At 61.5% G+C, this 24,214-nt stretch carries 25 protein-coding genes; 11 read left to right on the top strand and 14 right to left on the bottom strand.

Translation table 11 applies throughout. The features are described 5' to 3' along the window. Nucleotides 1-4 precede the first annotated feature (4 nt). Both IF204_RS12270 and IF204_RS12265 read left to right on the top strand, forming a co-directional pair. Nucleotides 5-712 carry an AzlC family ABC transporter permease gene (locus tag IF204_RS12270; RefSeq protein WP_194097355.1) on the top strand — a complete coding sequence of 236 codons (708 nt, stop codon included), beginning with the start codon at nt 5-7 and terminating at the stop codon, nt 710-712. After that, entirely contained in the window at nt 709-1,035 is a 327-nt protein-coding gene (locus tag IF204_RS12265) for an AzlD domain-containing protein (RefSeq protein ID WP_194097353.1), read from the top strand. Before IF204_RS12270 ends, IF204_RS12265 begins: the two co-directional genes overlap by 4 nt. Here IF204_RS12265 and IF204_RS12260 read toward each other — a convergent pair. The 5 genes from IF204_RS12260 to IF204_RS12240 form a co-directional block, all read right to left on the bottom strand. Then, nucleotides 1,032-1,640 carry a hypothetical protein gene (locus IF204_RS12260; RefSeq protein ID WP_194097351.1) on the bottom strand — a complete coding sequence of 203 codons (609 nt, stop codon included), beginning with the start codon at nt 1,638-1,640 and terminating at the stop codon, nt 1,032-1,034. The two genes, IF204_RS12265 and IF204_RS12260, sit on opposite strands and share 4 nt — an antisense overlap. A 26-nt stretch (nt 1,641-1,666) precedes the next feature. Then, nucleotides 1,667-1,801 carry an aa3-type cytochrome c oxidase subunit IV gene (locus tag IF204_RS12255; RefSeq protein ID WP_194097349.1) on the bottom strand — a complete coding sequence of 45 codons (135 nt, stop codon included), beginning with the start codon at nt 1,799-1,801 and terminating at the stop codon, nt 1,667-1,669. Between the two features lie 83 nt (nt 1,802-1,884). Beyond that, entirely contained in the window at nt 1,885-2,334 is a 450-nt protein-coding gene (locus IF204_RS12250; RefSeq protein ID WP_228069179.1) for a DUF6173 family protein, read from the bottom strand. A 44-nt stretch (nt 2,335-2,378) separates the two neighbouring features. Further along, nucleotides 2,379-3,413 (bottom strand): MBL fold metallo-hydrolase, encoded by a 1,035-nt coding sequence (locus IF204_RS12245; protein WP_194097345.1) that lies wholly within the window; start codon nt 3,411-3,413, stop codon nt 2,379-2,381. Beyond that, nucleotides 3,413-5,113, bottom strand: coding sequence for an acyl-CoA dehydrogenase (locus IF204_RS12240; protein WP_194097343.1), 1,701 nt, complete (start codon nt 5,111-5,113; stop codon nt 3,413-3,415). The genes IF204_RS12245 and IF204_RS12240 overlap by 1 nt, the downstream gene beginning before the upstream one ends. Before the next feature lie 109 nt (nt 5,114-5,222). On the opposite strand from IF204_RS12240, the gene IF204_RS12235 reads away from it, so the two are divergent. Then, complete coding sequence (locus tag IF204_RS12235) at nt 5,223-6,167, top strand: L-threonylcarbamoyladenylate synthase (RefSeq protein WP_194097341.1); 945 nt, start codon at nt 5,223-5,225, stop codon at nt 6,165-6,167. On the opposite strand, the gene IF204_RS12230 is transcribed toward IF204_RS12235, so the two are convergent. The 3 genes from IF204_RS12230 to ubiA are packed head-to-tail and all read right to left on the bottom strand — an operon-like array spanning nt 6,168 to nt 9,423. Continuing rightward, nucleotides 6,168-6,485, bottom strand: a complete 318-nt coding sequence (locus IF204_RS12230) for a hypothetical protein (RefSeq protein ID WP_167638953.1) — start codon at nt 6,483-6,485, stop codon at nt 6,168-6,170. It abuts the gene before it with no gap. A 12-nt stretch (nt 6,486-6,497) separates the two neighbouring features. Next, nucleotides 6,498-8,405, bottom strand: coding sequence for an OmpA family protein (locus IF204_RS12225; protein ID WP_194097339.1), 1,908 nt, complete (start codon nt 8,403-8,405; stop codon nt 6,498-6,500). 58 nt (nt 8,406-8,463) lie between these two features. Beyond that, nucleotides 8,464-9,423 (bottom strand): 4-hydroxybenzoate octaprenyltransferase, encoded by a 960-nt coding sequence (gene ubiA, locus IF204_RS12220; protein ID WP_194097337.1) that lies wholly within the window; start codon nt 9,421-9,423, stop codon nt 8,464-8,466. Nucleotides 9,424-9,546: 123 nt separating this feature from the next. On the opposite strand from ubiA, the gene IF204_RS12215 reads away from it, so the two are divergent. The 4 genes from IF204_RS12215 (at nt 9,547) to IF204_RS12200 (ending at nt 13,050) form a co-directional block, all read left to right on the top strand. Then, nucleotides 9,547-10,269, top strand: a complete 723-nt coding sequence (locus IF204_RS12215) for a 16S rRNA (uracil(1498)-N(3))-methyltransferase (RefSeq protein ID WP_194097335.1) — start codon at nt 9,547-9,549, stop codon at nt 10,267-10,269. Further along, entirely contained in the window at nt 10,266-11,084 is an 819-nt protein-coding gene (locus IF204_RS12210; RefSeq protein ID WP_194097334.1) for a GNAT family N-acetyltransferase, read from the top strand. The genes IF204_RS12215 and IF204_RS12210 overlap by 4 nt, the downstream gene beginning before the upstream one ends. Continuing rightward, on the top strand, nt 11,077-11,601 hold the full coding sequence (locus IF204_RS12205) for a hypothetical protein (protein WP_194097332.1): 525 nt from the start codon (nt 11,077-11,079) through the stop codon (nt 11,599-11,601). The genes IF204_RS12210 and IF204_RS12205 overlap by 8 nt, the downstream gene beginning before the upstream one ends. Before the next feature lie 78 nt (nt 11,602-11,679). Next, nucleotides 11,680-13,050, top strand: a complete 1,371-nt coding sequence (locus IF204_RS12200; protein ID WP_194097330.1) for a glutamate--cysteine ligase — start codon at nt 11,680-11,682, stop codon at nt 13,048-13,050. Between the two features lie 31 nt (nt 13,051-13,081). On the opposite strand, the gene plsY is transcribed toward IF204_RS12200, so the two are convergent. The 5 genes from plsY to IF204_RS12175 form a co-directional block, all read right to left on the bottom strand. Then, nucleotides 13,082-13,690, bottom strand: coding sequence for a glycerol-3-phosphate 1-O-acyltransferase PlsY (gene plsY / locus IF204_RS12195; RefSeq protein ID WP_194097328.1), 609 nt, complete (start codon nt 13,688-13,690; stop codon nt 13,082-13,084). A gap of 3 nt (nt 13,691-13,693) precedes the next feature. Further along, nucleotides 13,694-14,977 (bottom strand): dihydroorotase, encoded by a 1,284-nt coding sequence (pyrC, locus tag IF204_RS12190; protein ID WP_194097326.1) that lies wholly within the window; start codon nt 14,975-14,977, stop codon nt 13,694-13,696. A gap of 81 nt (nt 14,978-15,058) precedes the next feature. Next, the gene (locus IF204_RS12185; protein WP_194097324.1) at nt 15,059-15,529 is read right to left on the bottom strand and encodes a hypothetical protein; all 471 of its coding nucleotides are present in this window, start codon (nt 15,527-15,529) and stop codon (nt 15,059-15,061) included. 3 nt (nt 15,530-15,532) lie between these two features. Beyond that, entirely contained in the window at nt 15,533-16,075 is a 543-nt protein-coding gene (locus IF204_RS12180) for a hypothetical protein (protein ID WP_194097322.1), read from the bottom strand. Beyond that, nucleotides 16,072-17,034 carry an aspartate carbamoyltransferase catalytic subunit gene (locus tag IF204_RS12175; RefSeq protein ID WP_194097321.1) on the bottom strand — a complete coding sequence of 321 codons (963 nt, stop codon included), beginning with the start codon at nt 17,032-17,034 and terminating at the stop codon, nt 16,072-16,074. The genes IF204_RS12180 and IF204_RS12175 overlap by 4 nt, the downstream gene beginning before the upstream one ends. 114 nt (nt 17,035-17,148) lie before the next feature. Here IF204_RS12175 and IF204_RS12170 point away from each other — a divergent pair, with 114 nt between their 5' ends. From IF204_RS12170 to IF204_RS12155, 4 genes are all read left to right on the top strand, one after another. Continuing rightward, complete coding sequence (locus IF204_RS12170; protein ID WP_194097319.1) at nt 17,149-17,925, top strand: uracil-DNA glycosylase; 777 nt, start codon at nt 17,149-17,151, stop codon at nt 17,923-17,925. Nucleotides 17,926-17,927: 2 nt separating this feature from the next. Beyond that, nucleotides 17,928-18,470, top strand: coding sequence for a molybdenum cofactor biosynthesis protein B (moaB, locus tag IF204_RS12165; RefSeq protein WP_194097317.1), 543 nt, complete (start codon nt 17,928-17,930; stop codon nt 18,468-18,470). A gap of 185 nt (nt 18,471-18,655) precedes the next feature. Then, complete coding sequence (locus IF204_RS12160; protein WP_322743281.1) at nt 18,656-20,005, top strand: efflux RND transporter periplasmic adaptor subunit; 1,350 nt, start codon at nt 18,656-18,658, stop codon at nt 20,003-20,005. 1 nt (nt 20,006) lies between these two features. Continuing rightward, a complete protein-coding gene (locus tag IF204_RS12155; protein ID WP_194097313.1) occupies nt 20,007-23,360 on the top strand; it encodes an efflux RND transporter permease subunit in 3,354 nt (1,117 codons plus the stop codon). Here IF204_RS12155 and IF204_RS12150 read toward each other — a convergent pair. Continuing rightward, nucleotides 23,357-24,151 (bottom strand): protein-disulfide reductase DsbD domain-containing protein, encoded by a 795-nt coding sequence (locus IF204_RS12150; RefSeq protein WP_228069177.1) that lies wholly within the window; start codon nt 24,149-24,151, stop codon nt 23,357-23,359. The two genes, IF204_RS12155 and IF204_RS12150, sit on opposite strands and share 4 nt — an antisense overlap. Nucleotides 24,152-24,214: the final 63 nt, after the last annotated feature.

The following is a 24,214-nucleotide window of genomic DNA, read 5'->3' as shown; positions in this document are numbered from 1 at the left end:
CTCCATGACACCCCCGATCCGCGCGGCCTACTTCGAAGGATTTCGAAGCGGCATCCCGTTCTTCCTCGTCATCATTCCGTTTGGGATGCTCTTTGGCGTCGTCGCATTGGATGCGGGCATGGCGCTCGGGCAGGCGATGGCGATGACGATGCTGGTGATCGCCGGTGCATCGCAATTCGCGGCGCTGCACATGATGGCGGACAACGCAGGTGTTGCGCTGGTCGTCTCCGCTGCGCTGGCAGTGAACCTGCGCATGGCGATGTATTCGGCGGCGCTGGTTCCGCACCTTGGCGCTGCGCCACTCTGGCAGCGGGCTTTGGTGTCTTATGGCAACTTCGACCAGACCTACGCCGTATCGATCGCAAAGTACGAAGAACGCCCCGACTGGACCCCGCGTGAAAAGTCCGCGTTCTTCCTTGGTGTGGCCACTCCGATCATCCCCGCATGGGGCGCAGCCTCGCTCGTCGGCGCACTGATCGGTTCAGGCATTCCCGCGGACTGGGGCCTCGATTTCATGCTGCCGATCACCTTTATTTCGCTGATCGGCCCGATGCTTCGGACCCTGCCGCAGGTCTTGACCGCGCTGACATCCGTGATCTTCGGTCTGGTTTTCAGCGGCCTCCCGTCGGGCACGGGGCTTCTGCTCGCAGGCATCATCGCGATGTTTGTCGGCGCACTTAGTGAAATGGCGATGGAGCGCCGCGCAGCATGATGAACGATCCCGCAAAAATCTGGCTGATCATCGCGCTTCTGGGCGTCGGGACCTACCTTATCCGCTTTTCGTTCCTCGGCCTGATTGGTGATCGCCCGATCCCGCCGTTCATCACGCGTCTGCTCCGCTTCACACCAGTGGCGATCCTGCCTGCGATGGTGGCACCGCTCGTTTTGTGGCCATCAGCAACAGGCGGGCAGACAGAGCCCGTGCGCCTGATCGCAGCATTGGTCACGGTCGTTGTGGGTCTCACAACGCGTAAAGTGATCCTGTCACTGGTAGTCGGTGCTGTGGTGTTCGAGCTGGGGCTCCACCTGCTTTAACGCTGGGGATTGACCACGATTTCGTTCAGGACGCCGCTGTTGTTGTCCGAGTCGCTCTCGCGATATTCGCGAGTGCGCACGCCCGGCACTTCGGCAAACTGCGCTGCCAGCTTTTCGGGGAACATCACGGGGCGGATGAACTCGAAACCGGGAAGCTGTTGAAGAATCCGGCCTGTCGCAGTCGAACACTGGGTTTTCGGCACGGCGCCATAAGCATAGGCCAGCTGGAGCGCCTTTTCGGCGACTTCGAGCGGCACGTCGACTTCTTGAATCTGGGTGTAGAACGTCTCGCGCGAATGGTACGAGATGTAATATTGTTCGATCTGCGGGGTGACGCCGATGATGACGTCATTACGCTCTGGGATCGAGGGATGCTTGAACGAGCCTGCAGGGTCCCAGATGACCCGTTCGTGCGCGTTGATCATCAGCGCGGAGTGGGCACCTTTGCCGGAGCCCACGTTGCGCATCGTCAATAGCGTGAGGCGGGGCGGACCGTCGTGACGGTAGCGCATGCGCTGCACAAGATCGTCCGGTGCCCAGACAGGTTCAGCTGCGCAAGCAGCGAGCGCCAGCGGCGCACCAAGTACGAAAAAGCGTCTGTGCATTGAGGCGCCCCCTGCCTCTGAAAAGATCAGCCGTTAACCAGCGTCAGCACGATCAGCGCGACGATGATCACGATGCCGGTGCGGGTCGCGAATTTGATGAAACCGTTGTAGGTTTTTTCCTGAGCGCTGTAGTCCATGGTGCCATGTTCGTGTTCGGCCATGATCGGATTCCTATCCCTGAATTCTGTTCGCTTGCGGTCAATAGACGATTCAATTGAACCTGTCATCCCGTACGATTGCCGCATTAGCTGCTTGTTGTGATGGATTTCATCAACTCGAACCCAATACGTGTCGGCTCTTCTTTCTCGCTCTGTTTCGGCATGGCTTTGAGCATCATGCTCAGCTGGCTGACGTGCTGGACAAGCTGCGTGCGCGCACCGTCCGACGTCTCGCCGTAGAAGGTCAGGATGTCGGGGTCGAAATAGCCCATGCCTTCGATCCGTAGGACGCCAGCGTCCGATCCGGCAAAGCCCATCGCGATCTCTTGGTCGGCGTTCAGCGTTTCCTCGAACTTCTTGATGTAGAGCGCGAGGCGTTCGTAGGCCCAACGGGCAGGGCTCTTGGCCTCGCCTTGGCCCATATTGGCGGGCACGTCGGCGGTCGTGACCGATTTGGTCTCGCCCGCGTGCACTTCGTAGAGGGTCGGCAGAAATGCGTTTTCGGCAATTTCGGCAGAGGTGTCGATATCGGTCATGGGATCATTCATGCGCAAGACGATAGCGCGCTGTCCCGCGAAAGCTAGACAGCACTCCACCACCAGACACCGTTGTCATCCATTTGGCGCGTCGCGCGGCCCTGAAACAGCAGGTGGTTCAGGTGGGCAACGGCCTCAACAAAGGCCAGTCCATAGGTCTCCGGACTGATCGTGCGCTTGAACAGCGGCGCGAAGCAGTCGCCACCCTTACGCGGTTCGGCGAGGTGCTTGACCAAGCGGTCCAGCGCACTGTGATGGTTTTCTTCCATCTGGATGAGGCGCAGCGGCAGGCCGGTGTAGGGCAGTTTGTGCCCGCCGAGGATCAGTTGGTCATCAGTCGCGGACTGGCCGAGTCGTTCGCAGCTTTCGATCCATTCGCCCAATGGGTCGGCATCGGGTTCGGTCGGGTAGACACCGATATTTGGGCTGATCGACGGGAGGAGTTGGTCGCCGCCGATGACGATGTTGTCGTCACGGCTCCAGAAGGTCGCGTGTTCGGGCGCGTGACCGTTGCCCATGCGAATATCCCACGTCCGGCCTCCCATCGTGATGGTGTCGCCTTCGGACAAGCGGGTGAACCCGAGTGGCAGAGGCGTGACGGCATCGGCAAAGTTGAAAGGACGTTCAGCCGAGCGTTTCGCCAGCACCTCTTCGTCCATCCCGTTGCGCTTGTAGAAATCCAGCGTACGGGCAGGGTAGGTGGGCTGCTCGTCGAGCGTCAGCATTCGTGCGGTCAGCCAAGCCACGCGCGGCATCGCGAGTTCGGCGCCTTGCTCCACGAACCAGCCAGCCAGACCAACGTGATCGGGATGGTGGTGGGTGACGACGAGCCTGTGCACGGGCTTTCCGGCCAGCGGGCCCTTCAGGATCGAGTCCCAAATGCCCCGCGTTTTGCGCGTATCGAGGCCGGTGTCGATCACCGTCCACCCGTCCCCGTCATCCAGCGCGTAGACGTTCACATGGTCCAGCGCCATCGGCAGCGGAATGCGGAACCACAGAACGCCCTCGGCGACTTCGACGCATTCGCCCGGAGCGGGAGGTACTTCGTGCGGGTAACGGATGGGAGCGTGATCCCGCATCAAACGGCCAGCTCGTCAGGCGTGATCGCCATCAGATCCGAAGCGCCTTCGCGGACGTGGGCAAATAGGCCGACGTGCTCGGGCAGCATCCGTTTGATGTAGAACGAAGCGAGACGCTTGCGTGCGTGGTCTCCGGCCAGTGCGGCGGTCAGGTGGTAGTGGCCACCCAGCACGCGGGCAAAACCTTTGAGGAACGGCACGGCTACTGCAAAGCGGTCGGCGACATCCTGAGCTACGAGCCACTCGATTGTTTCGCGCAGGTCCTCAGCGGACTGCCACACAGCCTCGGCCATTTCCGGCATATTGGCCTTGGCCTCGTCCGCGCCCGCTTCGATCTCGTCGAGCAGTCGGAACGCAGCCTCGCCGCCATCCATCATCTTGCGGCCCACGAGGTCCATCGCCTGAATGCCGTTGGTGCCTTCGTAAATCGCGGTCACGCGCACATCGCGGAGGTACTGCGCAGCGCCGGTTTCTTCGATAAAGCCCATGCCGCCGTGCACCTGAATGCCCGTGGTGGCAACTTCGATGCCGGTATCAGTGCCGAACGCCTTGGCAATCGGGGTGAGCAGCGCCGCGCGCGCTTTCCATTTCTCGCTGCCGGTCGCGTTGCCCATGTCGATAGCAACGCCGCAAGCCAGAGCAATCGAGCGGGCCACAAAAATATCGGCCTTCATTGTCGCCAACATGCGGCGTACATCCGCATGTTCGATGATCGTGCCGGTGCCGCCAACGCGGCCCTGCTTGCGCTCCATCGCGTAGGCATAGGCGGCTTGATACGCACCTTCCGCCGCGCCGATGCCTTGGGTGCCGACGCCGAGGCGGGCGTTGTTCATCATGGTGAACATCGCGGCCATACCGCCATGCTCCGGCCCGACGAGCCAGCCGGTCGCGCCTTCGTAGCTCATGACAGCCGTTGGCGATCCGTGGAGGCCGAGCTTGTGCTCAAGGCTCACCACGCGCAGCGAATTGCGTTCGCCCAGCGTGCCATCCTCGTTCGGAATAAACTTGGGGACCATGAATAGGCTGATGCCTTTCGTGCCCGGAACCCCGTCAGGGAGGCGGGCGAGGACGAGGTGGCAGATATTTTCTGCAAAGTCGTTGTCGGCCCAAGTGATGTAGATTTTCTGGCCCGTGATCGCGAAGCTGCCGTCGCCGTTCGGCTCTGCCTTGGTCGATAGCGCACCGACGTCCGAACCGGCCTGCGGTTCGGTCAGGTTCATGGTGCCGGTCCACTCGCCCGAAATCAGTTTCGGCAGATAGGTCGCTTTGATCTCTTCGCTGGCGTGTGCTTCGAGCGCTTCGATCTGCCCTTGGCTCATCAGTGGGTTCAGCTGCAGCGCGAGGCAGGCGCCCGACATCATGTCGTTGACGGCGGTCGCGATAGTCAGGGGCAGACCCATGCCGCCTTCTTCTTCGGACGCACAAATGCCGATCCAGCCGCCTTCGGCAATGGCCTGATAGCCCTGCGCGAAACCGGGGGACGTGCGGACGATGCCGTTTTCCAGCTTGGCGGGGTGCAGATCGCCGTTCCGGTTCAGCGGAGCGATCTCGTTGTCGCAGAGCTTTCCGGCCTCATCCAGAATCGCATCCACCGTGTCCTTCGTTGCTTCGGCAAAGGCTTCGGTCTCGCTGACCTTGGCGTAGTCCACGACGTTTTCGAGGATGAAGCGGAAATCGGCGACAGGGCTACGGTATGGCATGACGGACGGTCCTGATGGGGTGACGCCACGGGGCAGCGTCACGTCTATTTCACTTTACGCCGCGACAGGGTATCCAAGCCCCCTGACCTCGCAACTGAAACGCCACGTCATGAATTCGATCAATACCCGCGTCCTATCACCACACTCCGAAGGTATTAGTGAAGCTGCCCGTATCCTTGCGGACGGCGGGCTGGTGTCTTTCCCGACGGAGACGGTCTACGGCCTTTTCGCCAATGCGACCGACGATACCGCCGTGGCGCGGATCTACGAGGCAAAGGGGCGCCCGTCTTTCAATCCATTGATCGTCCATGTGCCGGATGTTGATGCGGCCAAGAAATACGTCGAATTCAACGAGGATGCAGAGCGTCTGGCGGCGGCCTTCTGGCCGGGCGCGATTACGCTGGTGCTGCCGCTAAAGGCCGAAGCAGGCATTTCCAAGCTGGTAACGGCGGGGCTGTCGACCTTGGCGGTGCGTGTGCCTCATGGAGATGCCGCGCAAGCTGTCCTGCGCGAAAGTGGCCTGCCGCTCTCCGGTCCTTCGGCGAACCCGTCGGGGCGCGTCAGTCCGACATCTGCGCAACATGTGATTTCTGGACTTTCGGGGCGTATCGAAGCAGTTGTGGACGGCGGCACCTGCGCTGTCGGCGTCGAATCAACGATCATCGGATGCGTGGGCGAGCCGACTTTACTCCGCGCTGGCGGAACACCTGTTGAAGTGATCGAGGACTGCCTTGGCCGCAAGCTGGGCGTGGCGGGCGAAGCTATAGTAGCGCCGGGACAATTGGCGTCACACTACGCGCCGCAAGGTGCTGTGCGGCTCAACGCAACGGATAAACGCGACGGCGAAACGCTGCTCGCGTTCGGGGACGTTGCCGGCGCCGACCTGAACCTGTCACCCTCGGGTGATCTTGTTGAGGCCGCGGCGAACCTCTTCGCCTGCCTGCATCAGCTGGACGCGATGAACGCTGAAAACATCGCAGTGTCGCCCATTCCCGAAAGGGGTCTAGGGCAAGCGATCAACGACCGTCTGCGCCGCGCTGCTGCGCCGCGCTAATCAGTCCTGTTCGTGGCGCTGACGTAGTTCCGCAGCTTCCTGACGTGCATCGCGAAGACCTTCCATCGCCGCACGAAGCTCTGCCTCGGTCTGCGCCAATTGGTTCGTCATGTCCGCTTCACGCTGCTGCATGTAGGTGATCGCCTGATCGCGGGTCTCTTCGGCTTCGTGCAGGGCCTGCGCCATGCGGTCGAGTTCGCCGATGTCCGCACGGGTCACGCGGGTGAAGCGGTTGACCAGCCAGCTTGCGAACCAGCCAAGAGCGAATGCCACGAAAAGGATGATGGCGGTTGCGAGAATGAGTTCTGTTCTGTTCACAGCGATCGTCCTTTATTCTGCAGCCGCTTCGGGCTCGGCTGGTGTTTCTTCGGCGGTTTCGTCCGCGCTGTCTTCGGCTGTGGCTTCACCGTCTTCGGCGGCCTCGGCCTCTTCTTCGGTCACGAGGCGGAATTCGATGCGGCGGTTCGCTTCGCGGCCTTCTTCGGTGCCATTGTCGGCAATCGGATCGGCCTCGCCGTAACCGATTGCATTGAAGCTAGAGGTCGGCACGCGGCGGGCGCGCAGAGCGGACAGAACGGCTTCGGCGCGCTCTTGCGACAGCGCGAGGTTCATTTCTTCGCGGCCTTGGCTGTCGGTGTAGCCTGCGATCTCGATGCTGAGGTCGATGCATTGGCTGAGAATCTCGGCGATATCGTTCATCGTCGCGCCCGCTTCGGCGGTTAGCGTGGCCGAGCCCGGATCAAAAGTAATCTTGCGATTCGCAGTCACGATATTGATCTGGCGGACGCATTGCTCTGGCGAAGGGCCGGCGACGACCAGATCAAGCTCCGGCAGATATTCGACATTGATGCTGAAATCCGCGTCCGGTCCGAGCTTGTTCACGAGAAGGCCGGAGATATCGGCGGATGCCTCTTCGTTGCCGGTGGTGCCCGACACAACAATGCTATCCGGCTCGACGGTCAGCGAACCTTCTTTCAGGCGCGAGAGAGCTTCGAGGCCGGCCAGAATGCGGACCTGCCAGTCGGTCGGCAGGTTTTCGTCGGTCAGTGTGCCCATCTCGACCTCACTGCCGGGGAAGCGGGCTTGTGCGAAGTTCTCCACCAGCGTCGTGGTCAGATCGTTCGGCAGGCGTCCGGTGAGCGTGACACCATCATCGTCAGTGAGCGCGGCAATGAACTGCGGCGGACCGGTCTCGGATTCGACTTCCGGCTCGGGCAGCGTGGCGCTGAGCGCGAACACTTCGGGAAGGCGGTTTTCGAGGCGGCCAACGATTTCGTCAAAGGTGTCCTGCGGGGTGTCGATCAGCGCTTCGATGGTCACATCGGCATCGCTCACCGTCAGGGTGCCGCCGCCGAGCGACGCAATCGCCTCGATCGACTGGGATACCACATTGCCCCACTGGCGCGAGGGCGAACCAAGGCCGAGCGTACACCCGCTTCGGCCTTCGAAACCGGCGTTGGCTGCGGCTTGCAGGATCATGTCTTGCGCTTCGGCGGTGTCAGCGGTGCACGCTTCAAAGCGGGCGCCGTTGGTGTCGAGGATAAAGCGGGTGATGAACGGGCTGACCACGGGACGCGGCGCTGTGATGTTCAACTGCATCGCGACGCCCTCGGGCTTCATCGCACGAATCCGGCGTTCCAGCTGGGCACGTTGTTCGGGGCTGTCAGAGCTAGCGGTGATCTGGACCAGACCAGCCGACACCGAAATCTTCGAGCGGGGCAGGATATCCATCGCGCGGACGCCAAAGTGCATCGACGCGCGCCAACTGGACGGAACTGGGTAATCCGCCGTTTCCAGCAGGTCGGTCACCGGATCGCCTTCGGCCATGTCTTGCAGGTCGTCGGTCAGGCTCTCACGATCGGTATCAGCCGGAATGAGGCCGATTAGGGACACACCGCTTTCGTTACGGAGCATCTCGATCGCGAAGTCAGGCGCTACGGCGCGGCTGGTGTCTTTAACGCTGGCGTTGTTGATCACGCGGCTCGCATCGACGACCCCGCCCGCAACGGTCACAGCGCGGAGGCGTGCGACTTCGGTCGGCGCTTCGCCCTCGATGACGATCTGGAGGCCGTCCGCAATGACGCGCGACCACGCCATGTTCGCGTCGATCAGCGCTTCCTGCACCGCCATGCCGGATCGTTTTTCAAGCAAACTGACAGAGGTGCTCGAGCCTACATAGGCGACGAGTGCCGCTGCACCGAAGGTTGCGACGCGGATGAGAATAGAAGAAAGCCGCATGAATTGCCGTTCTTGAGTGTCCCGCAAGGTGTGTAGGACGCAACAGGCGGTAGTTCAATCAAATGAGCAGTGCGCAGGCGAAAAACAGCACAGGGATCAGTCCCGCATTCCGATTTGAGCGGAAAAGCATGAGCAGACGGTCGTTATCTTCGGGATCGAAGCGCGTGAGCTGCCACATCAGGTGCCACCCCAGTGCCCACACACCGCAGAGCGCGATCACCAGCGAAAGCGGGTTCCGATCAAGCGTGGCGAGGATCGTCGCGGCCATCGCGAAAAGCACCGTGAGAACGAGGAAGCGGCGGAGCCATTGTGCGGACTGTTCGCCGAACAGACGTGCCGTAGACTTCACGCCGATCAGCGCGTCGTCCTCGGTGTCTTGGTGCGCATAGATGGTGTCGTAGAACAGCGTCCACCAGATGCCAGCGAAATAGAGGATCACAGGCGCGGCGCTCAGGCTGCCCGTATGCGCCGCCCATCCGACGAGAGCGCCCCAGTTGAACGCGATGCCGAGGAAAACCTGCGGCCACCAAGTGAACCGCTTGGCGAACGGATAGATCGCGACAGGGCCGAGCGACAGGACGCCGAGCGCGATGGCGAAGGGCGGGAAGGTCAGCAGAATGCCGAGCGACACCAGCGACTGGATCGCCATCCATGCCGCCGCCTGCTTCGTTGTGACCTGTCCCGAGGGGATCGGCCGCGAACGGGTCCGTGCGACCTGCGCGTCGATCTTGCGGTCGGTGATGTCATTCCACGTACAGCCCGCGCCGCGCATCAGGAACGCGCCGGCAGCGCAGCCAACAGCGATCCAGAGGTCGTACCAGCTCGCCGTATCGGTGCTGAGCATGGCGAGCAGCAGGCTCCACCAGCACGGCAAAAGCAGCAGCCACGTCCCGATCGGGCGGTCGGCACGGGAGAGGCGGAGGTAAGGGCGGCTCCACGCCGGAGCGATGGTATCGACCCAGTTTCCCTTGACCGCGTCCGCGACCGTGCCTTGCGGCGATTGGCTCTGTTCCGACATCTGGATTGCCCCGTGACTGCGAAATTCGGTCCTATGTAGAGCAACCCCGCCGTGAAGAGCAAATCGTCAATGCGCTGTCATTGGCCTCTGGCAATCGGGGAGGGGCAAACATATTGTCCAGCTATGGCTTCGAAAGTACGTCTCTTTGTCGATTGCCCTCTGGCTGAGGGCCTGGATGTTCCGCTTGCGAAAGAGCAGGCGCATTACCTTTTCGGCGTCATGCGCCTCGATGCCGGGACGGTGATTTCGCTGTTCAACGGCAAGGATGGCGAATGGGATGCCGAGGTCGTCGAGGCTGGCAAGAAGAACGGCAAGCTGCGCTGCGTAGTGCAGACCAAGCCGCTGCAAATGCCGCCGGACCTGTGGTTCTATTTTGCGCCGATCAAGAAGGACCGCACCGACTTCATCGTCGAAAAAGCGGCAGAGATGGGCGCGGCAAAGATCATTCCCGTTCAGACCGAGTTCACCAATTCTGCCCGCATCAATCAGGAACGACTGCAAGCACACGCCTTGGAAGCCGCCGAACAATGCGGCGGGACTTTCGTGCCCGAGGTGATGGAGTTGCAAAAGCTGCCCAAAGTGCTCGATCACTGGGATGCGAGCCGACAGCTGATGTTCTGTGACGAAACGCTGGTCGGTGCCAAGGAGGCGCTGGGCAACGTGCCGCGTGGTCCTTGGGCGATACTCATCGGACCGGAAGGCGGGTTCTCCGAGGCTGAACGTGAAAGACTGAAGCGTCAGCCCTATGCGCATTCCGTCAGCCTCGGCCCGCGTATCCTGCGTGCCGATACTGCTGCAGTGGCAGCGCTGACCGTTTGGCAACAGCACCTTGGTGATTGGGAATGAAGGCGACCGAAGCTGATGTGCCGGAGATTGTCGCGTTCCTGAGCCAAGCGCCCCACCGTGCGATGTTCCCGCTCGCGAACCTGATCAATGACGGGATCGGTGCCGATGGGCCATATGGCACGCACTGCTATCTGGTGCGGGGTTCCAACGGTGAGATCACCGACCTCATCGCACTGTCGAACGAAGGTAACGCGATGCCGTGTTGCCCGACGGGTCCGAAGCCCGAACTGCTCGCCGGTAAAACGGTCAAAGGCGTTCTTGCCCCGACCGATGAAGCCCGCCCGCTGATCGGCGCGCTCGGGCTGAACGCACCGACGCTGGTCAGTCGCGACGAGCCGCACTTCCTTCTGGACCTCGACAAGGTAGTCATCCCCGATGGCGACACGCACGTGGTCCACATCAGCGAAGCGCCGAGCGAAGTCGCGGACTGGTTCCCGCTTTACATGCAAGAGGTCCTAGGTCGCGATCCGGTCGATGCGATGGCGGAGGGGCGGCAGACCTACCTCAAGGCGCTTTCGGGCCGCGACTACATCGTGCTCATGGACGGCGAAACGCCCGTTGCAATGGCGAACCTCAACGCACGGCTGACCGATATCGTGAAGGTCGGCGGTGTGTTCACGCCGCACGCCTATCGTGGTCGCGGCTATGCCAAGCGCGTGACGGCCCTTCTGATGGAGCGGGCCCGCAACGAAGGTGTCCGCCAAGGAACGCTGTTTGCCGCCAATGAGTCGGCAGCACGTGCTTACATTGCCATCGGATTCGAGCGTATCGGGGATTTCACGCTCTTCATCATGAAAGAGCCGCAAATTGTCTGAGTTTCTGCGCCCCGAAGTCCGCGTCTTTCTCGCTCGATATGCACAGGCATTGTTCGGCTGCGCGATCGTGCTGTTCGGCGTGTGGTGGATCACGATCAGCTTCGGCATCATGCGGGGGCTTGGCGTGGCGATCGTGGTGGCTGGTCTCGGGCTGCTGGTCGAGGGCCTCCGCCGTGCGCGGCTCACGAGCAAGTCGAATGGTTCGGGACCTGGCATCGTCGAAATCGACGAACGGCGTATCACATGGATGTCCGGCCATTTCGGCGGCTCCATCGCGATGGACGCCCTTGCTACGGTGGACATTCAGGTCACGCCCGAAGGCGAAGCGCTCTGGGTTTTCCTGCAGACTGACGGGGAGCGTCTAGTGGTTCCGGCCAGCGCGAAGGGCGCCGAAAAGATCGTTGATGTGCTCTCCGCTCTCAAGGGGCTCGACTACGACGCGGCCCTGCGTGCTATGTCTTCTGACGAAGCGGGGCGTTTTCACCTGTGGCGTTCGCGGCAAAGGCAGCTCGATTAAGGCTGGCGGTCGGGTTGACTTGGCCACCGTTTGACTACACCTGTTTGTTCCCGACACAGCCAACGATCGAGGCTTTCCATGTCTATTCCCCAATCCGGCGGCGGCCTCATCGAGCGTCACGAAGACCTCGCTGAGTACCTTGCATCCGGCTGCAAGCCCAAGTCCGACTGGCGAATCGGGACCGAGCACGAGAAGTTCGGCTATTGCAAAGACAACCTGCGCCCGCTGCCTTACGACGGCCCGCGCTCGATCAAGGCCGTGCTTGAGGCTCTTCAGTCCCGCAATAGCTGGGATCCGGTTTTTGAAGGCGACAACATTATCGGCCTGACCAAGGACGGTGCGAACGTCAGCCTCGAACCTGGTGGTCAGCTGGAACTGTCGGGCGCGCCGCTCGAAAACATCCACCAGACTTGCGACGAGGTGAACACCCACCTGCGCGAGGTCAAAAGCATCGCGGACGAAATCGGTGTGGAGTTCATCGGCCTCGGCGCTGCGCCGATCTGGTCGCATGATGATATGCCGCGTATGCCCAAGGGCCGCTATGCCTTGATGACCGATTACATGGATCGCGTCGGTACTCACGGCAAACAGATGATGTACCGGACCAGCACGGTTCAGGTGAACCTCGACTTCTCGTCCGAGGCGGACATGATCCAGAAGATGCGCGTGTCGCTGGCTCTCCAGCCGCTCGCAACTGCGCTCTTTGCAAATTCGCCGTTCCTCGACGGTAAGGTGAACGGACACAAGTCGTGGCGTAGCCGTGTTTGGCGGGGCCTCGACGATTCCCGCACGGGGATGCTGCCGTTCGTGTTCGAAGAGGACTTCGGCTTCGAGCGTTATGTCGAATACGTGCTCGATGTGCCGATGTACTTTGTCTACCGCGACGGCAAATACATCGACGCGCTGGGCCAGTCGTTCCGCGACTTCCTCAAGGGCGAGCTTCCCGCATTGCCGGGTGAAAAGCCGACGATGTCGGACTGGGCGGACCACCTGACGACCGTCTTCCCCGAGGTGCGTCTGAAGAAGTTCATCGAAATGCGCGGCGCCGATGGTGGCCCGTGGCGTCGGCTCTGCGCGCTGCCCGCGTTCTGGGTCGGTCTACTGTACGATCAGTCCGCGATGGATGCCGCTTGGGATATCGTCAAAGGCTGGGATGCCGAGACCCGCGAGACTCTGCGCGTTGCGGCGTCCGAACAGGGCCTTCAGGCGCAGGTCGGCGACATCAACATGCATGAGCTAGCCCGCGAAGTCGTTTCGATCGCCGAAGGTGGCCTGAAGGCCCGCGCCCGTGCTGGTGCGAACGGCATGATCCCTGACGAGACCCACTTCCTCAATGCGCTGAAAGAAAGCGTGGAGAGCGGCAAGACACCGGCGGACGAGTTGCTCGACCACTACAACGGTGACTGGGGCGGCGATCTGACGAAGATCTACGAAGCCTACCGCTACTAATGAAAAAGGGCACCTTCGGGTGCCCTTTCGTTTAGCCTTTGCTGCCGATCTTGCTTTCCTGACCAGACATGAGCCGTTCGATGTTCGTCTTGTGCCGCACGTAAATCACGAGCGCGAGCAGGATGAACAGCAGCACCATCTGACCGAAGCCGAGGAAGTAAGCGAAGAACGGTGCAAGCGTGGCAGCGGTCAGAGCCGAAAGCGACGAGTAGCGGGTCACGACGGCCACAACGAGCCAAGTCAGACAGACCAGCAGACCGACGGGCCATGCAATCGCGAGAGCGATGCCGATGAAGGTCGCGACGCCCTTACCGCCCTTGAAGCCGATGTAAATCGGGAAGCAGTGACCGAGGAATGATGCGAAGGCTGCGATCTGTGCAGCGCCGTCACCCGCCAGTTCGCGCGCCAGAAGCACGGCAACCGCACCTTTGCCGCCATCAAGGATCAGCGTCGCAAAGGCGGCTTTCTTGTTGCCGGTGCGCAGGACGTTGGTCGCGCCGATGTTGCCCGACCCGATGCTCCGCAGATCTCCGAGGTTCATCAGCTTGGACAGGATCATCCCGAAGGGGATGGACCCCAGAAGGTAGCCGACAATAGCCCAGAGGAGCAGAACGAGCGGCGCTTCGGTGAAGGTGGGCATTGTTTACTCCTCGACGATGCGGCGACCCGCAACCCATGTTCCGGCGACAGTACCCTGCATCCGAGCGCCGTCAAACGGTGTGTTTTTGGATTTGGATTTCAGGTTCGCACGGTCGAGGATAAACGGTGCATCCGGATCAAACAGCACGAGGTCGGCGGGCGCGTCTTCGAGCAGGCGGCCACAGGCCAGACCAAGGCGGCGAGCAGGGTTCAGCGACAGGGCGCGGAACAGCTTCGGCAGGGTCAGTTGTTCGTTGTGGTAGAGGCGCAGCGCGGCAGGGAGCAGCGTCTCAAGACCCACGGCACCCGAAGCGGCATCCTCGAATGGCAGACGCTTGGACTCTTCGTCTTGCGGGGAGTGCATAGAGCAAATGATGTCGATCAGGCCGCTATCCACAGCGTCGATGACTGCCTGACGGTCATCCTCGCTCCGCAGCGGCGGCGTCAGTTTGAAGAACGTCCGATAATCGGCCACGTCGAATTCGTTGAGCGTCAGGTGATGGATGCTGACACCGGCGGTGATATCGAGGCCGTTGCGCTTTGCCCGCTCCAGCGCGGGCAGCGCGCGGGCAGTGGTGATCTGGTCGGCGTGATAGCGCGCGCCGGTCATCTCCAGCAGGGAAATGTCGCGGTCGAGGCCCATGCGCTCTGCCATCGGGGATACGGCAGGCAGGCCGCGGAGCGATGCGAACTTGCCCGACGTCACAGCAGCGCCCTTCGACAGCACCGGCTCCTGCGGGTGGCCGACGACCAGCGCGCCGAGGCTGCGGGCATAGGTCAGGGCGCGGGTCAGAACCTTGGTGTCGGTCGTGACATTGTCCACGTCAGTGAACGCAACAGCGCCGCCATCCAGAAGGAAGCCGATTTCGGTCATCTCGCCGCCAGCGCGACCTTTGGTCAGCGCCGCCATGTGGAGCACGTTGACCTTGCAGTCCTGCTGCGCACGGCGGGCGACGAATTCGAGTGTCTCTGGGTTGTCGATGGGTTGCGACGTGTCTGGGCGCGTCACGATGGTCGTCACACCGCCCGCAGCCGCTGCACGTCCGGCGGAGCGGTAGGATTCCTTGTGGCGTTCACCAGGTTCGCAAACCTTCACGCCCATATCCACGATGCCGGGAGCGAGGCACATGCCGCCGCAGTCGATGACTTCGGCAGCGGTCACATCGTCTGCCTCGTTTCCGCGATAGACGCCGGAAATTTTTCCGTTCCTGACCGCAATCGAACCGCTCTCGTCGGTGAGAGTGACCGGATCGATGAGGCGTGCGTTCTTGAAGAGAATATCGTTCATGTCCAACCCCTCGGGCAGGCGGCCCGTTAGGCGGGGTCTAACGCTTATCGGCGGCAGTGAAAAGGTCGCAGAGGCACCGCGTCAGGATGCAGCGCGCTCGATTTCGGCTTTGGTCTCTGCCGGATCGGGGCGGTAACGGATCAGGATTTTGTCGCCGGTGATCGTCACGACCTGCACTGCGGTCCAGATGACGTTGACCGCGCTGATATTGGAGAGCGTTGTGCTGCGGTTCATCGGCCCCATTAGGCGGCGGTTCGTGAGAACCCAGACGTCCTTACGCTCGTCCGGACCGAGGTAGAGCGTCCGCACACCGATTGCCGCCATCGCGCCAACGACGCCCGTCCACCAGTACGCATTGCCGATGCCGATCAGAATGCCAGCCGCGAGTATCGAAAAGAACAGCGCGATCCACGCCTGCGACCGCCAGAAGGTCATTGTGTCAGCCTGATAGCGTGCAAGCTCGACTTCGCCATCTTCGAGCGGGAGCGTCGGAGCGAAAGTGCGGTTCATGCCCAGAACCGCATTGTGTTGGTGGTGCTGACGCCGGGCCATGTTTTATCCTGCGATGAACACCATCAGGATAACCAGCAGAGCCATGACGGCAAGCGCCGCCATTGCGACCATTCCGCCTATCCGCGCATCGGATTTCGGCTTCTTGGTAGTTTCGGGCGCGCTGACACCGAACCCTTCGGTATCGTGCTGGCCGGTGATCGATGCCTGAACGGGCTTGGTCGGCTGGTTGTCGTAGCGGCCCACGAACTCGACCGGTGCTTTCGGATCGAAATCCAGCGGGCCATCGCGGAGCGACGACGAGTAGATGATCAGCACAGGCTTGGTGATGGCGTCCAGTTTCGCGGCATCAGCGGCAACCTGTTCGTGGTGCAGGCCGTTCGCCTCGGACAGATAGCGGCTCAAGCTGTAGCCTGCGAGGTTCGCGGGATCGAACAGCTCGATAAAGTCCGTGTCGATGATCTGGCCGGTGGCCGCGTCGATGCCATTGGCTTTGAATGCGTCGAACTCGCTCTCCGGAATGTCGGCCGTGAAAACCCAAGCGGTTCCGATGTGGCCATTCGGGATATGGAGCGGGTTGTCGGTCATACCATCGTGTCCTGTTGCTCTGCCGCGCGGCGGGCGCGGAGGTTGCGAGCCAGCAGATCCATGGCGGCCATGCGGACGGCAACGCCCATTTCGACCTGCGTCTGGATCACGGAGTGGTTGATGTCGTCGGCAATCGTGCCGTCGATTTCCACACCGCGGTTCATCGGCCCCGGGTGCATGACGATAGCGTCTTCCTTGGCGTAGGCAAATTTCTCGGCATCAAGGCCGAAGCGGTGGAAATACTCGCGCTCGGACGGGATGAAACCGCCGTCCATGCGTTCTTTCTGAAGGCGCAGCATCATGACGACATCGACGTCCTTCAGACCTTCGCGCATGTCGTCGTAAACCTCGACGCCGAATTCCTGTACGCCGGAAGGCATCAGTGTCGGCGGAGCGATCAGGCGGATGCGGTTCTCCATCTTGCCGAGCAGCAGGATGTTGGAACGCGCCACGCGGCTGTGGGCAATGTCGCCGCAAATCGCGATGTTCAGACGGTGGAGGCGGCCTTTGGCGCGGCGGATGGTGAGCGCGTCGAGCAGCGCCTGGGTCGGGTGCTCGTGGCGACCATCACCGGCGTTCAGCACGGCGCAGTTCACCTTCTGCGCCAGCAGGTCGACAGCACCCGAAGAGCCGTGACGCACCACCAGCAGGTCGGGATGCATCGCGTTCAGCGTCAGCGCGGTATCGATCAGCGTCTCGCCCTTTTTGACCGAAGAGGTCGCCATCGACATGTTCATCACGTCCGCTCCAAGGCGCTTGCCCGCAAGTTCGAAGCTCGACTGGGTGCGGGTCGAATTCTCGAAGAACATGTTCACTTGGGTCAGGCCCGCGAGCACGTCCTTGTGCGCGACGCCCGCGCGGTTGTCGTTGGCGTAAGTGTCCGCCAGATCGAGCAAAGTCGTGATTTCCGTCGGGTGGAGGTGTTCGATTCCCAGAAGGTGGGCAGCGTTGAAAGTCATTTTGTCCTCCGATGGCGCGGCTGCCTGCTTATAGGAACAGGTCCACGCGGCGGCAAGCGGCGCGGGCGCGTTTGCCTCTGCACATCGGTTCAAAAACAGAATAGTGTCGCCGCTATGGATTCTGCGGTTGATTACTGGACAGCGCGTGCCCTGCTGGAATGGCAGGTCGAGCTTGGCGTGGACGAGGCTATTCTCGACACGCCCGTTGATCGTTTCGAAAAGGTCGAAGAGCCGGCTGTCGTCGAGACCAAGCCCAAGGGTCCGCCAGTTCCGCCGCAGCCCGTGGAGGTCGATCCCGCTCAGGAAGCCACCGCTGCCGCTTCCGCTGCCGTGTCCCGCGAGGCACTGGGCGATGCGATGCAGGCGTTCGAGCATTGCGAACTGAAGCTGGGCGCGAAAAACTTTGTTTTTTGCGACGGCAATCCCGATGCCCGCGTGATGATCATCGGTGAAGCGCCGGGCCGCGAAGAGGACCTCGCTGGCAAACCGTTCGTGGGCCGCGCGGGTCATCTGCTGGACAAGATGTTCGGGTGCATCGGCCTGACCCGTAATTCGCCCGATCCGGCCAAGTCGATTTACATCACCAATGTGATGCCATGGCGCCCGCCTGCGAACCGCACGCCTGATGCCAAGGAAATTGCGATGATGCTGCCGTTCCTGAAACGGCACGTCGAACTGGTGTCGCCCGACTTCATCGTCTTGATGGGCAACACGCCTTGTCAGGCGCTGCTCGGTAAAGGCGGGATCACCCGAATTCGCGGCAATTGGACCGAGGCGCTGGGTAAACCCGTGCTGCCGATGTTCCACCCCGCTTATCTGCTCCGCCAACCGCTCGCGAAACGCGAAGCTTGGGCGGACCTCCTCGATTTGAGTGCAAGACTGGAAGACTGACTATGAGCCGCATCGACGAATCCAAAGAGTTCATTCCGGTGCGGATTGCGGTGCTGACCGTCAGCGATACCCGCTCGCTCGCCGATGACCGTTCGGGTGATACGCTGGTGGAGCGCATTGCAGAGGCAGGCCATATTCTCGCCGCACGCAAAATCCTGCCTGATGAACGCGACGCCATCGCCTCGCAACTCCGAGCGTGGTGCGTGGACGACGGTATCGACGTCGTCATTTCGACCGGCGGCACGGGGCTGACGGGCCGCGATGTGACGGTCGAAGCGCACCGCGATGTTTACGAGAAAGAGATCGACGCCTTCGGGACGGTGTTCACCATCGTCTCTATGCAGAAAATCGGCACCAGCGCCGTCCAGAGCCGTGCGACTGCTGGTGTGGCGCAGGGCACCTACCTGTTTGCATTGCCGGGCAGTCCAGGTGCCTGCCGCGATGCTTGGGATGAAATCTTGGTCAAACAGCTCGATTTCAGACACCGCCCCTGTAACTTTGTCGAGATCATGCCGCGCCTCGATGAACATATGCGACGGAAATAACGTAAACCCGCGTATGTAGACTTGAGCTCGGCCGGTGACCTGTCACGGTCCCGCCGACGTCAGTGACGGGAACACTACATATGCGATTTCTACGCAGGAGCCTTACAGGCTTATTTTTATTGGGATTAACGCTTGCCCTATTGGTCTTGGCAGGCAACACGCTGCGGCTCGCCGTGGCTGAGAAAATGGCGCAGGAACCGCGATCGTTCGGTCAACGCGAAAGGGTCGCTTCGGTCGATGTCGTGACCGTGACGCCTGAAACAATTGCTCCTGAAATGACGGTCTTCGGCGAAATTCGTGCGCTGCGGACGCTTCTTTTGCGGAGCCCCGTCGCAGGCACAGTGATTGAGACCGATCCGGCGTTTGTCGAAGGCGGAAGCGTCGAGGCGGACCAGTTGCTGGTCAAGATCGACCCAACCGATGCCGAGTCTGACCTGTTCCGCGCCGAAGCCGATCAGCGTGACGCCGAGGCCGAACTGCGCGACGCCCAGAGCGCGCTGGAAATCGCCCGCGATAGCCTGACCGAAGCGCAGGGCCAAGCCGACCTTCGTCAAGCCGCGCTGGACCGTGCCAAGGCGCTGCGGGAGCGCGGCACCGCAACCGCCGCCGATGTGGAAACTGCCGAACTGGCCGTTGCCTCCGCTCAATCCTCCGTTTTGTCCCAGCGCAACTCCGTCGCTCAAGCCGAGGCGCGCGTGGATCAGGCGATGACCTCGCTCGATCGTGTGAAGCTGACTGTCGCAGAGGCCGAGCGCACCGTCGCCGACACAGACATCACTGCGAATTTCGACGGCACGCTTTCGGGTGTTTCTGCGCTGCAAGGCGGTCGTGTCACAGCCAACGAACAGATTGCCGAACTCATCGACCCGTCCGCTTTGGAGGTCGCTTTCCGTGTTTCGACCGCCCAATACGTCCGTTTGCTAGGCGACGATGGCGATCTGCTCGATCTGTCGGTGACTGTCGCGCTTGAGGTCTCCGGCTTCTCGCTCGAAACCACTGGTCGGATCACACGCGAAAGCGCCACTGTCGGCGACGGCCAGACTGGCCGATTGCTTTACGCGCAGCTTGATCCCGCGCCGGGCCTGCGTCCGGGTGACTTTGTTTCCGTCAAAATCACCGAACCCGATCTGACCAATGTGGCTAGCGTCCCGTCGACGGCCGTTGGTTCGGATGGTGGTGTTTTGGCGCTGGGCGAAGAAAACCGTCTGGAGTTCGTGGCTATCGAACTGCTCCGCCGTCAGGGCGACGATGTGATCATCGAGGCTATCGACCTCGCGGGTCGCCAGATTGTTGCCACCCGCTCGCCGCTCCTTGGCTCTGGTATCAAGGTGGAGCCGGTTGGCGGCACAGCCGAGGAAACCGCCGAAGCGCCCGAGATGATCGACCTCGATGACGAGCGCCGCGCAAAGCTTGTCGCCTTCGTGACCGCCAGCCAGATGCCGGACGAGATGAAGTCGGGTATCCTCGCGCAGCTTGAACAACCGTCCGTCCCCGCCGCCACCATAGAGCGGCTCGAAAGCCGGATGGGAGGCTGAGATGGCCAAGGGTTCCGATATCTTGGGACGGGGTGCCGGCGGTATCCTGTCTTATTTCACGCGCCACCGGACTGCTGCCAACCTGTTGATGGTGCTCATGGTCGTGGCGGGTGCGTTCTCCTACCCGAACCTGCGCGCGCAGTTTTTTCCTGACGTTGTCACCGAATCTATCCGCGTGTCGGTCCAATGGGACGGTGCGGGGGCCGAAGACGTCGACCGCGCCATTGTTCAGGTTCTCGACCCCGTCCTGCTTGCTGTCGACGGGGTGAGCGGCACGAGCTCGCGGTCCTCGGAAGGGTCTGCCCGCATCACGATGGAATTCGAGCCGGGTTACGATCTGGACCAGGCTGAGAAAGATGTCGAAGCGGCGCTGAGTTCGGTTTCGAACCTGCCCGACGAGGCCGAAGATCCGACAATTTCTCAATCGGCGTGGCGTGACAGCGTCACCGACGTGATCATCACCGGCCCTGTCGGTGTCGACCAGCTGTCTCGGCTCGCGGACGAAATGGTCACGCGTCTCTTCGCGGCTGGTGTGACCCGCACCACCATCCAAGGTGTCGCGGCACCCGAGACGGTGATCGAGGTCACGTCGCTATCGCTCATGCAGCACGACGTGACGCTGAGCGAGATTTCCAGCGCCATCGCGGCAGAGGTGAACGCCTCGCCTGTTGGTGATGTCGCCGGTGCCAGTCGTGTCCGGACAGGTGTTGAGAAACGCAGTGCCGAGGCCATTTCGGGCATCGTTTTGCGCTCCGAAGACGACAACAGCGAGCTCACCATCGGGGATGTTGCGACGATCACCGTCCAAGGCCCTGACCGCGACCGCGCCTACTATGTCGGTGATAATCCCGCGATCGAGATTGGCGTAGTGCGCACCGCCCAAGGCGATGCCATCGGCCTGCAACACTCGGTCGAGGATGTGGCCGAAGCGATGCGTCCAACCCTTCCCGCGGGTGTCAGCATTGATTTGGTGAACACGCGGGCGGAGCAGATTACGTCCCGCCTCGATATTCTGCTCGTGAACGGTGCCGAGGGCCTCGCGCTCGTGATCCTGCTGCTGTTCCTTTTCCTGAACGCCCGCACCGCGATCTGGGTCGCGATGGGTATACCGGTGTCGATGCTGGCTGCGATTGCGCTGATGTATGTGGGCGGGCTGACGATCAACATGATCTCGCTCTTCGCGCTGATTATCACGCTCGGCATTATCGTGGATGACGCAATTGTCGTTGGCGAGCACGCCGATTTCCGTGCGCGCCGTTTGGGCGAGCCGCCAGTCGTGGCCGCCGAGAACGCTGCGCGCCGCATGTTCAGTCCTGTGTTCTCCGCGACGATCACGACCAACATTGCGTTCTTCGGTTTGATGATCATCAGCGGCCGGTTCGGAGACCTGATTTCCGACATTCCGTTCACAGTGGTCGCCGTTCTGACCGCGAGCTTGTTCGAATGTTTCGTCGTCCTACCGCACCATCTGTCGCACAGCGTCGGCGGGCGCGAGCGGTATTACGATCTGCCGTCGAAATGGGTGAATGCGGGCTTTGGCTGGTTCCGTGACAACGTGTTCCGCCGCATCATCACTGCCGTCATCACGGCACGCTACGCTGTTATTGCGGGTGCGATTTTCCTGCTCGCCACGCAGATTGCGGTGTTCGTGCGCGGCGACGTGCAGTGGCGGTTCTTCTCCTCGCCAGAGCAGGGGCAGGTCAGCGGCAACATCGCCATGCTCGCCGGTGCGACGCGTGAAGATACGCTTGATATGATTGCCGAGCTTCAACGCGCGACCGATACCGTAGCGGAGACCTATGAGGCTGACACCGGGGTAAACCCGATCAAATACGTCATAGCCGAGGTCGGCGGGAACTCCGGTCGTGGTCTGTCGGGGGCCGAGGACAAGGAAACCTGGCAGCTTGGCGCGATCACCATCGAGCTGATTGGTCAGGATGAACGCCCAATGTCGTCCAGCGAGTTCGTTGCCGCTTTGCAGGCCGAGGTGCAGACGAGCCCGATGACCGAAACGCTCAGCTTCCGGTCGTGGGGTGCAGGGCCGGGTGGGAACTCGCTCGAGGTCGAACTGGGTGGCGCGGATGCCGACACGCTCAAGGCTGCTGCCGAGGCACTGAAGACCGAACTGGGGCAGATCCCCGAAGTCTCGGGGCTCGAGGATTCGCTGTCCTACGACAAGGAAGAACTGGTCCTGACGCTGACCCCGCAGGGGCAGGCGCTGGGCTTTACGATTGACCAGTTGGGGGCTGAATTGCGCCGTCGTCTGTCGGGTATCACCGCAGCGACATATCCGGACGGGACACGCAGTGCGCAGATCACGGTGCAATTGCCCGAAGATGAACTGACGGCAGACTTCCTTGACCGGATGATGATGCGTGCATCGTCGGGTGACTACGTTCCGCTTGCGGATATCGTCACGGTCAGTCGCGAAACGGGGTTCAGCACGGTGCAGCGTGAAGACGGGATCATGCTGATCTCTGTCACCGGCGATCTGGACGACGAAAATCCGGACCGCGCGGTCGAGGTCAAACTGTCGATGAACGAGGATATCCTGCCCAAACTGGAGACAAACTACGGCGTCACCGCGACACTCGGCGGTCTGAGCGAGCAGGAAAACCGGTTCCTTAACGACGCGCGGCTCGGTCTGATCTTTGTCCTCACGGGCATTTACCTGACCCTGTCGTGGATTTTCGCAAGCTGGACCCGTCCGCTCGTCGTGATGTCGGTTATCCCGTTTGCTCTGGTTGGTACGATCTGGGGACATAACCACTGGTCCGAACCGATGAGCATGTTCACGGTCGTCGGCCTGCTCGGGATGGTGGGGATTGTGATTAACGACTCCATCGTGCTGGTGACGACTGTCGATGAATACGCCGAAGAGAGGGGCCTGTTCCCTGCCATCATCGACGGTGTGTCGGATCGTTTGCGAGCCGTGCTGCTGACAACGGCGACCACGGTACTCGGCCTTGCGCCACTGCTCTATGAACGGTCGAGCGATGCGCAGTTCCTGAAGCCTACGGTGATCACGTTGGTCTATGGCCTGAGCTTCGGGTTGGTGATGGTGCTGCTTGTCGTGCCGTCGCTCATGGCGATCCAAGCCGATATCTCGCGGCAGATATCATCCTTCCGCCATGCGCTCCGCGCACCGCGGCGGATCTGGGTGCCGACGGTTCTGGGAGTCCTGCTGATGCTTGGTGCGCTTGGTGCGGTCGTTGTTCCGGCAATGTTGGGTGCACCACTGGCTGGCCTGCCTGCGAGTGCGGCGGCTGCCTTCGGACTGTTTGCTGCGATTTTGGGTGTCGGCCTGCTGGCGATCTACGCCATCTCTGCCGTTGCGCTAGGGAGGAGGGCTTAACCGCCCACTCCCGCGCAGCCTTTGATGTCCACAGCGCGGTCACTGCCAAGAACGGTGAACCGCAGGCGTGAACGGTCGAGTGCAATCGGTTGTCCGCGCGGCGCGACAATGTCGGCTTCTGCGACAAGGGTTTGGCCTTCACGCCAGCTTTCGGTCTCCGAAACCCAAAGCTGCGGATCGGGTGTTTCAATGACCACGACTTCTTCGCCACCAGCGGAGGGCATCGGGATGTGCGCGGTAACGGTGATGCCGTCCTCGCTAGGCTCGGCCTCGCATTCCACGAGACCGACGTTCGCCCGCTGTGCAGGCATGGGCCGATCCATCAGCGCACCGGCGATCGCGGGCGTGGGCCGGTTGCCGTCAGGCAGAAGCGCATCGAAGCTGAGCTGCACGGGCATACAGATGTCATCACAGACGCCAAGCTCGACCTGTCCCTTGAGGTGAACCTGACCACCGGTTGCGCCCAGTTCCAGCGGGATGACGACCGAATCGTGGTAGCCGATGGTCTGCATTCCGTTCGAGTCGAACACATCCGGCGTGGGCCAATGGATCGAAACGCTGTCGAAATTCTCCGACCCCGCCCAAGAGAACAGCGGCGGAATGCCCGCATCCCCTGGCGCACGCCAGTAGGTTTTCCAACCCTGCTGAAGATTGATCCGGATACCGGTCATGTAGGTGCCGGTTGGAGTCGTCCAGCCGGGCAGCACTTCGATATGCGCAATCGGGTCGTCCGCATGGGCAGACGTCGCGAGCAGAACAGAAGTGATGAAGGAAAGAGCAGCGTTTCTCATGAGATGCAATTTACGCGGCGAAGCGTGCATGGAAAGTCACGTTGCAGCGAGACTAATTACAGG

Origin of the sequence: Marivivens aquimaris (assembly GCF_015220045.1) — a bacterium.
GTDB classification, from domain to species: Bacteria; Pseudomonadota; Alphaproteobacteria; order Rhodobacterales; family Rhodobacteraceae; genus Marivivens; species Marivivens aquimaris.
The sequence above is the reverse complement of the archived record's forward strand: the minus strand, read 5'-3'. Positions and strand labels throughout refer to the sequence as shown.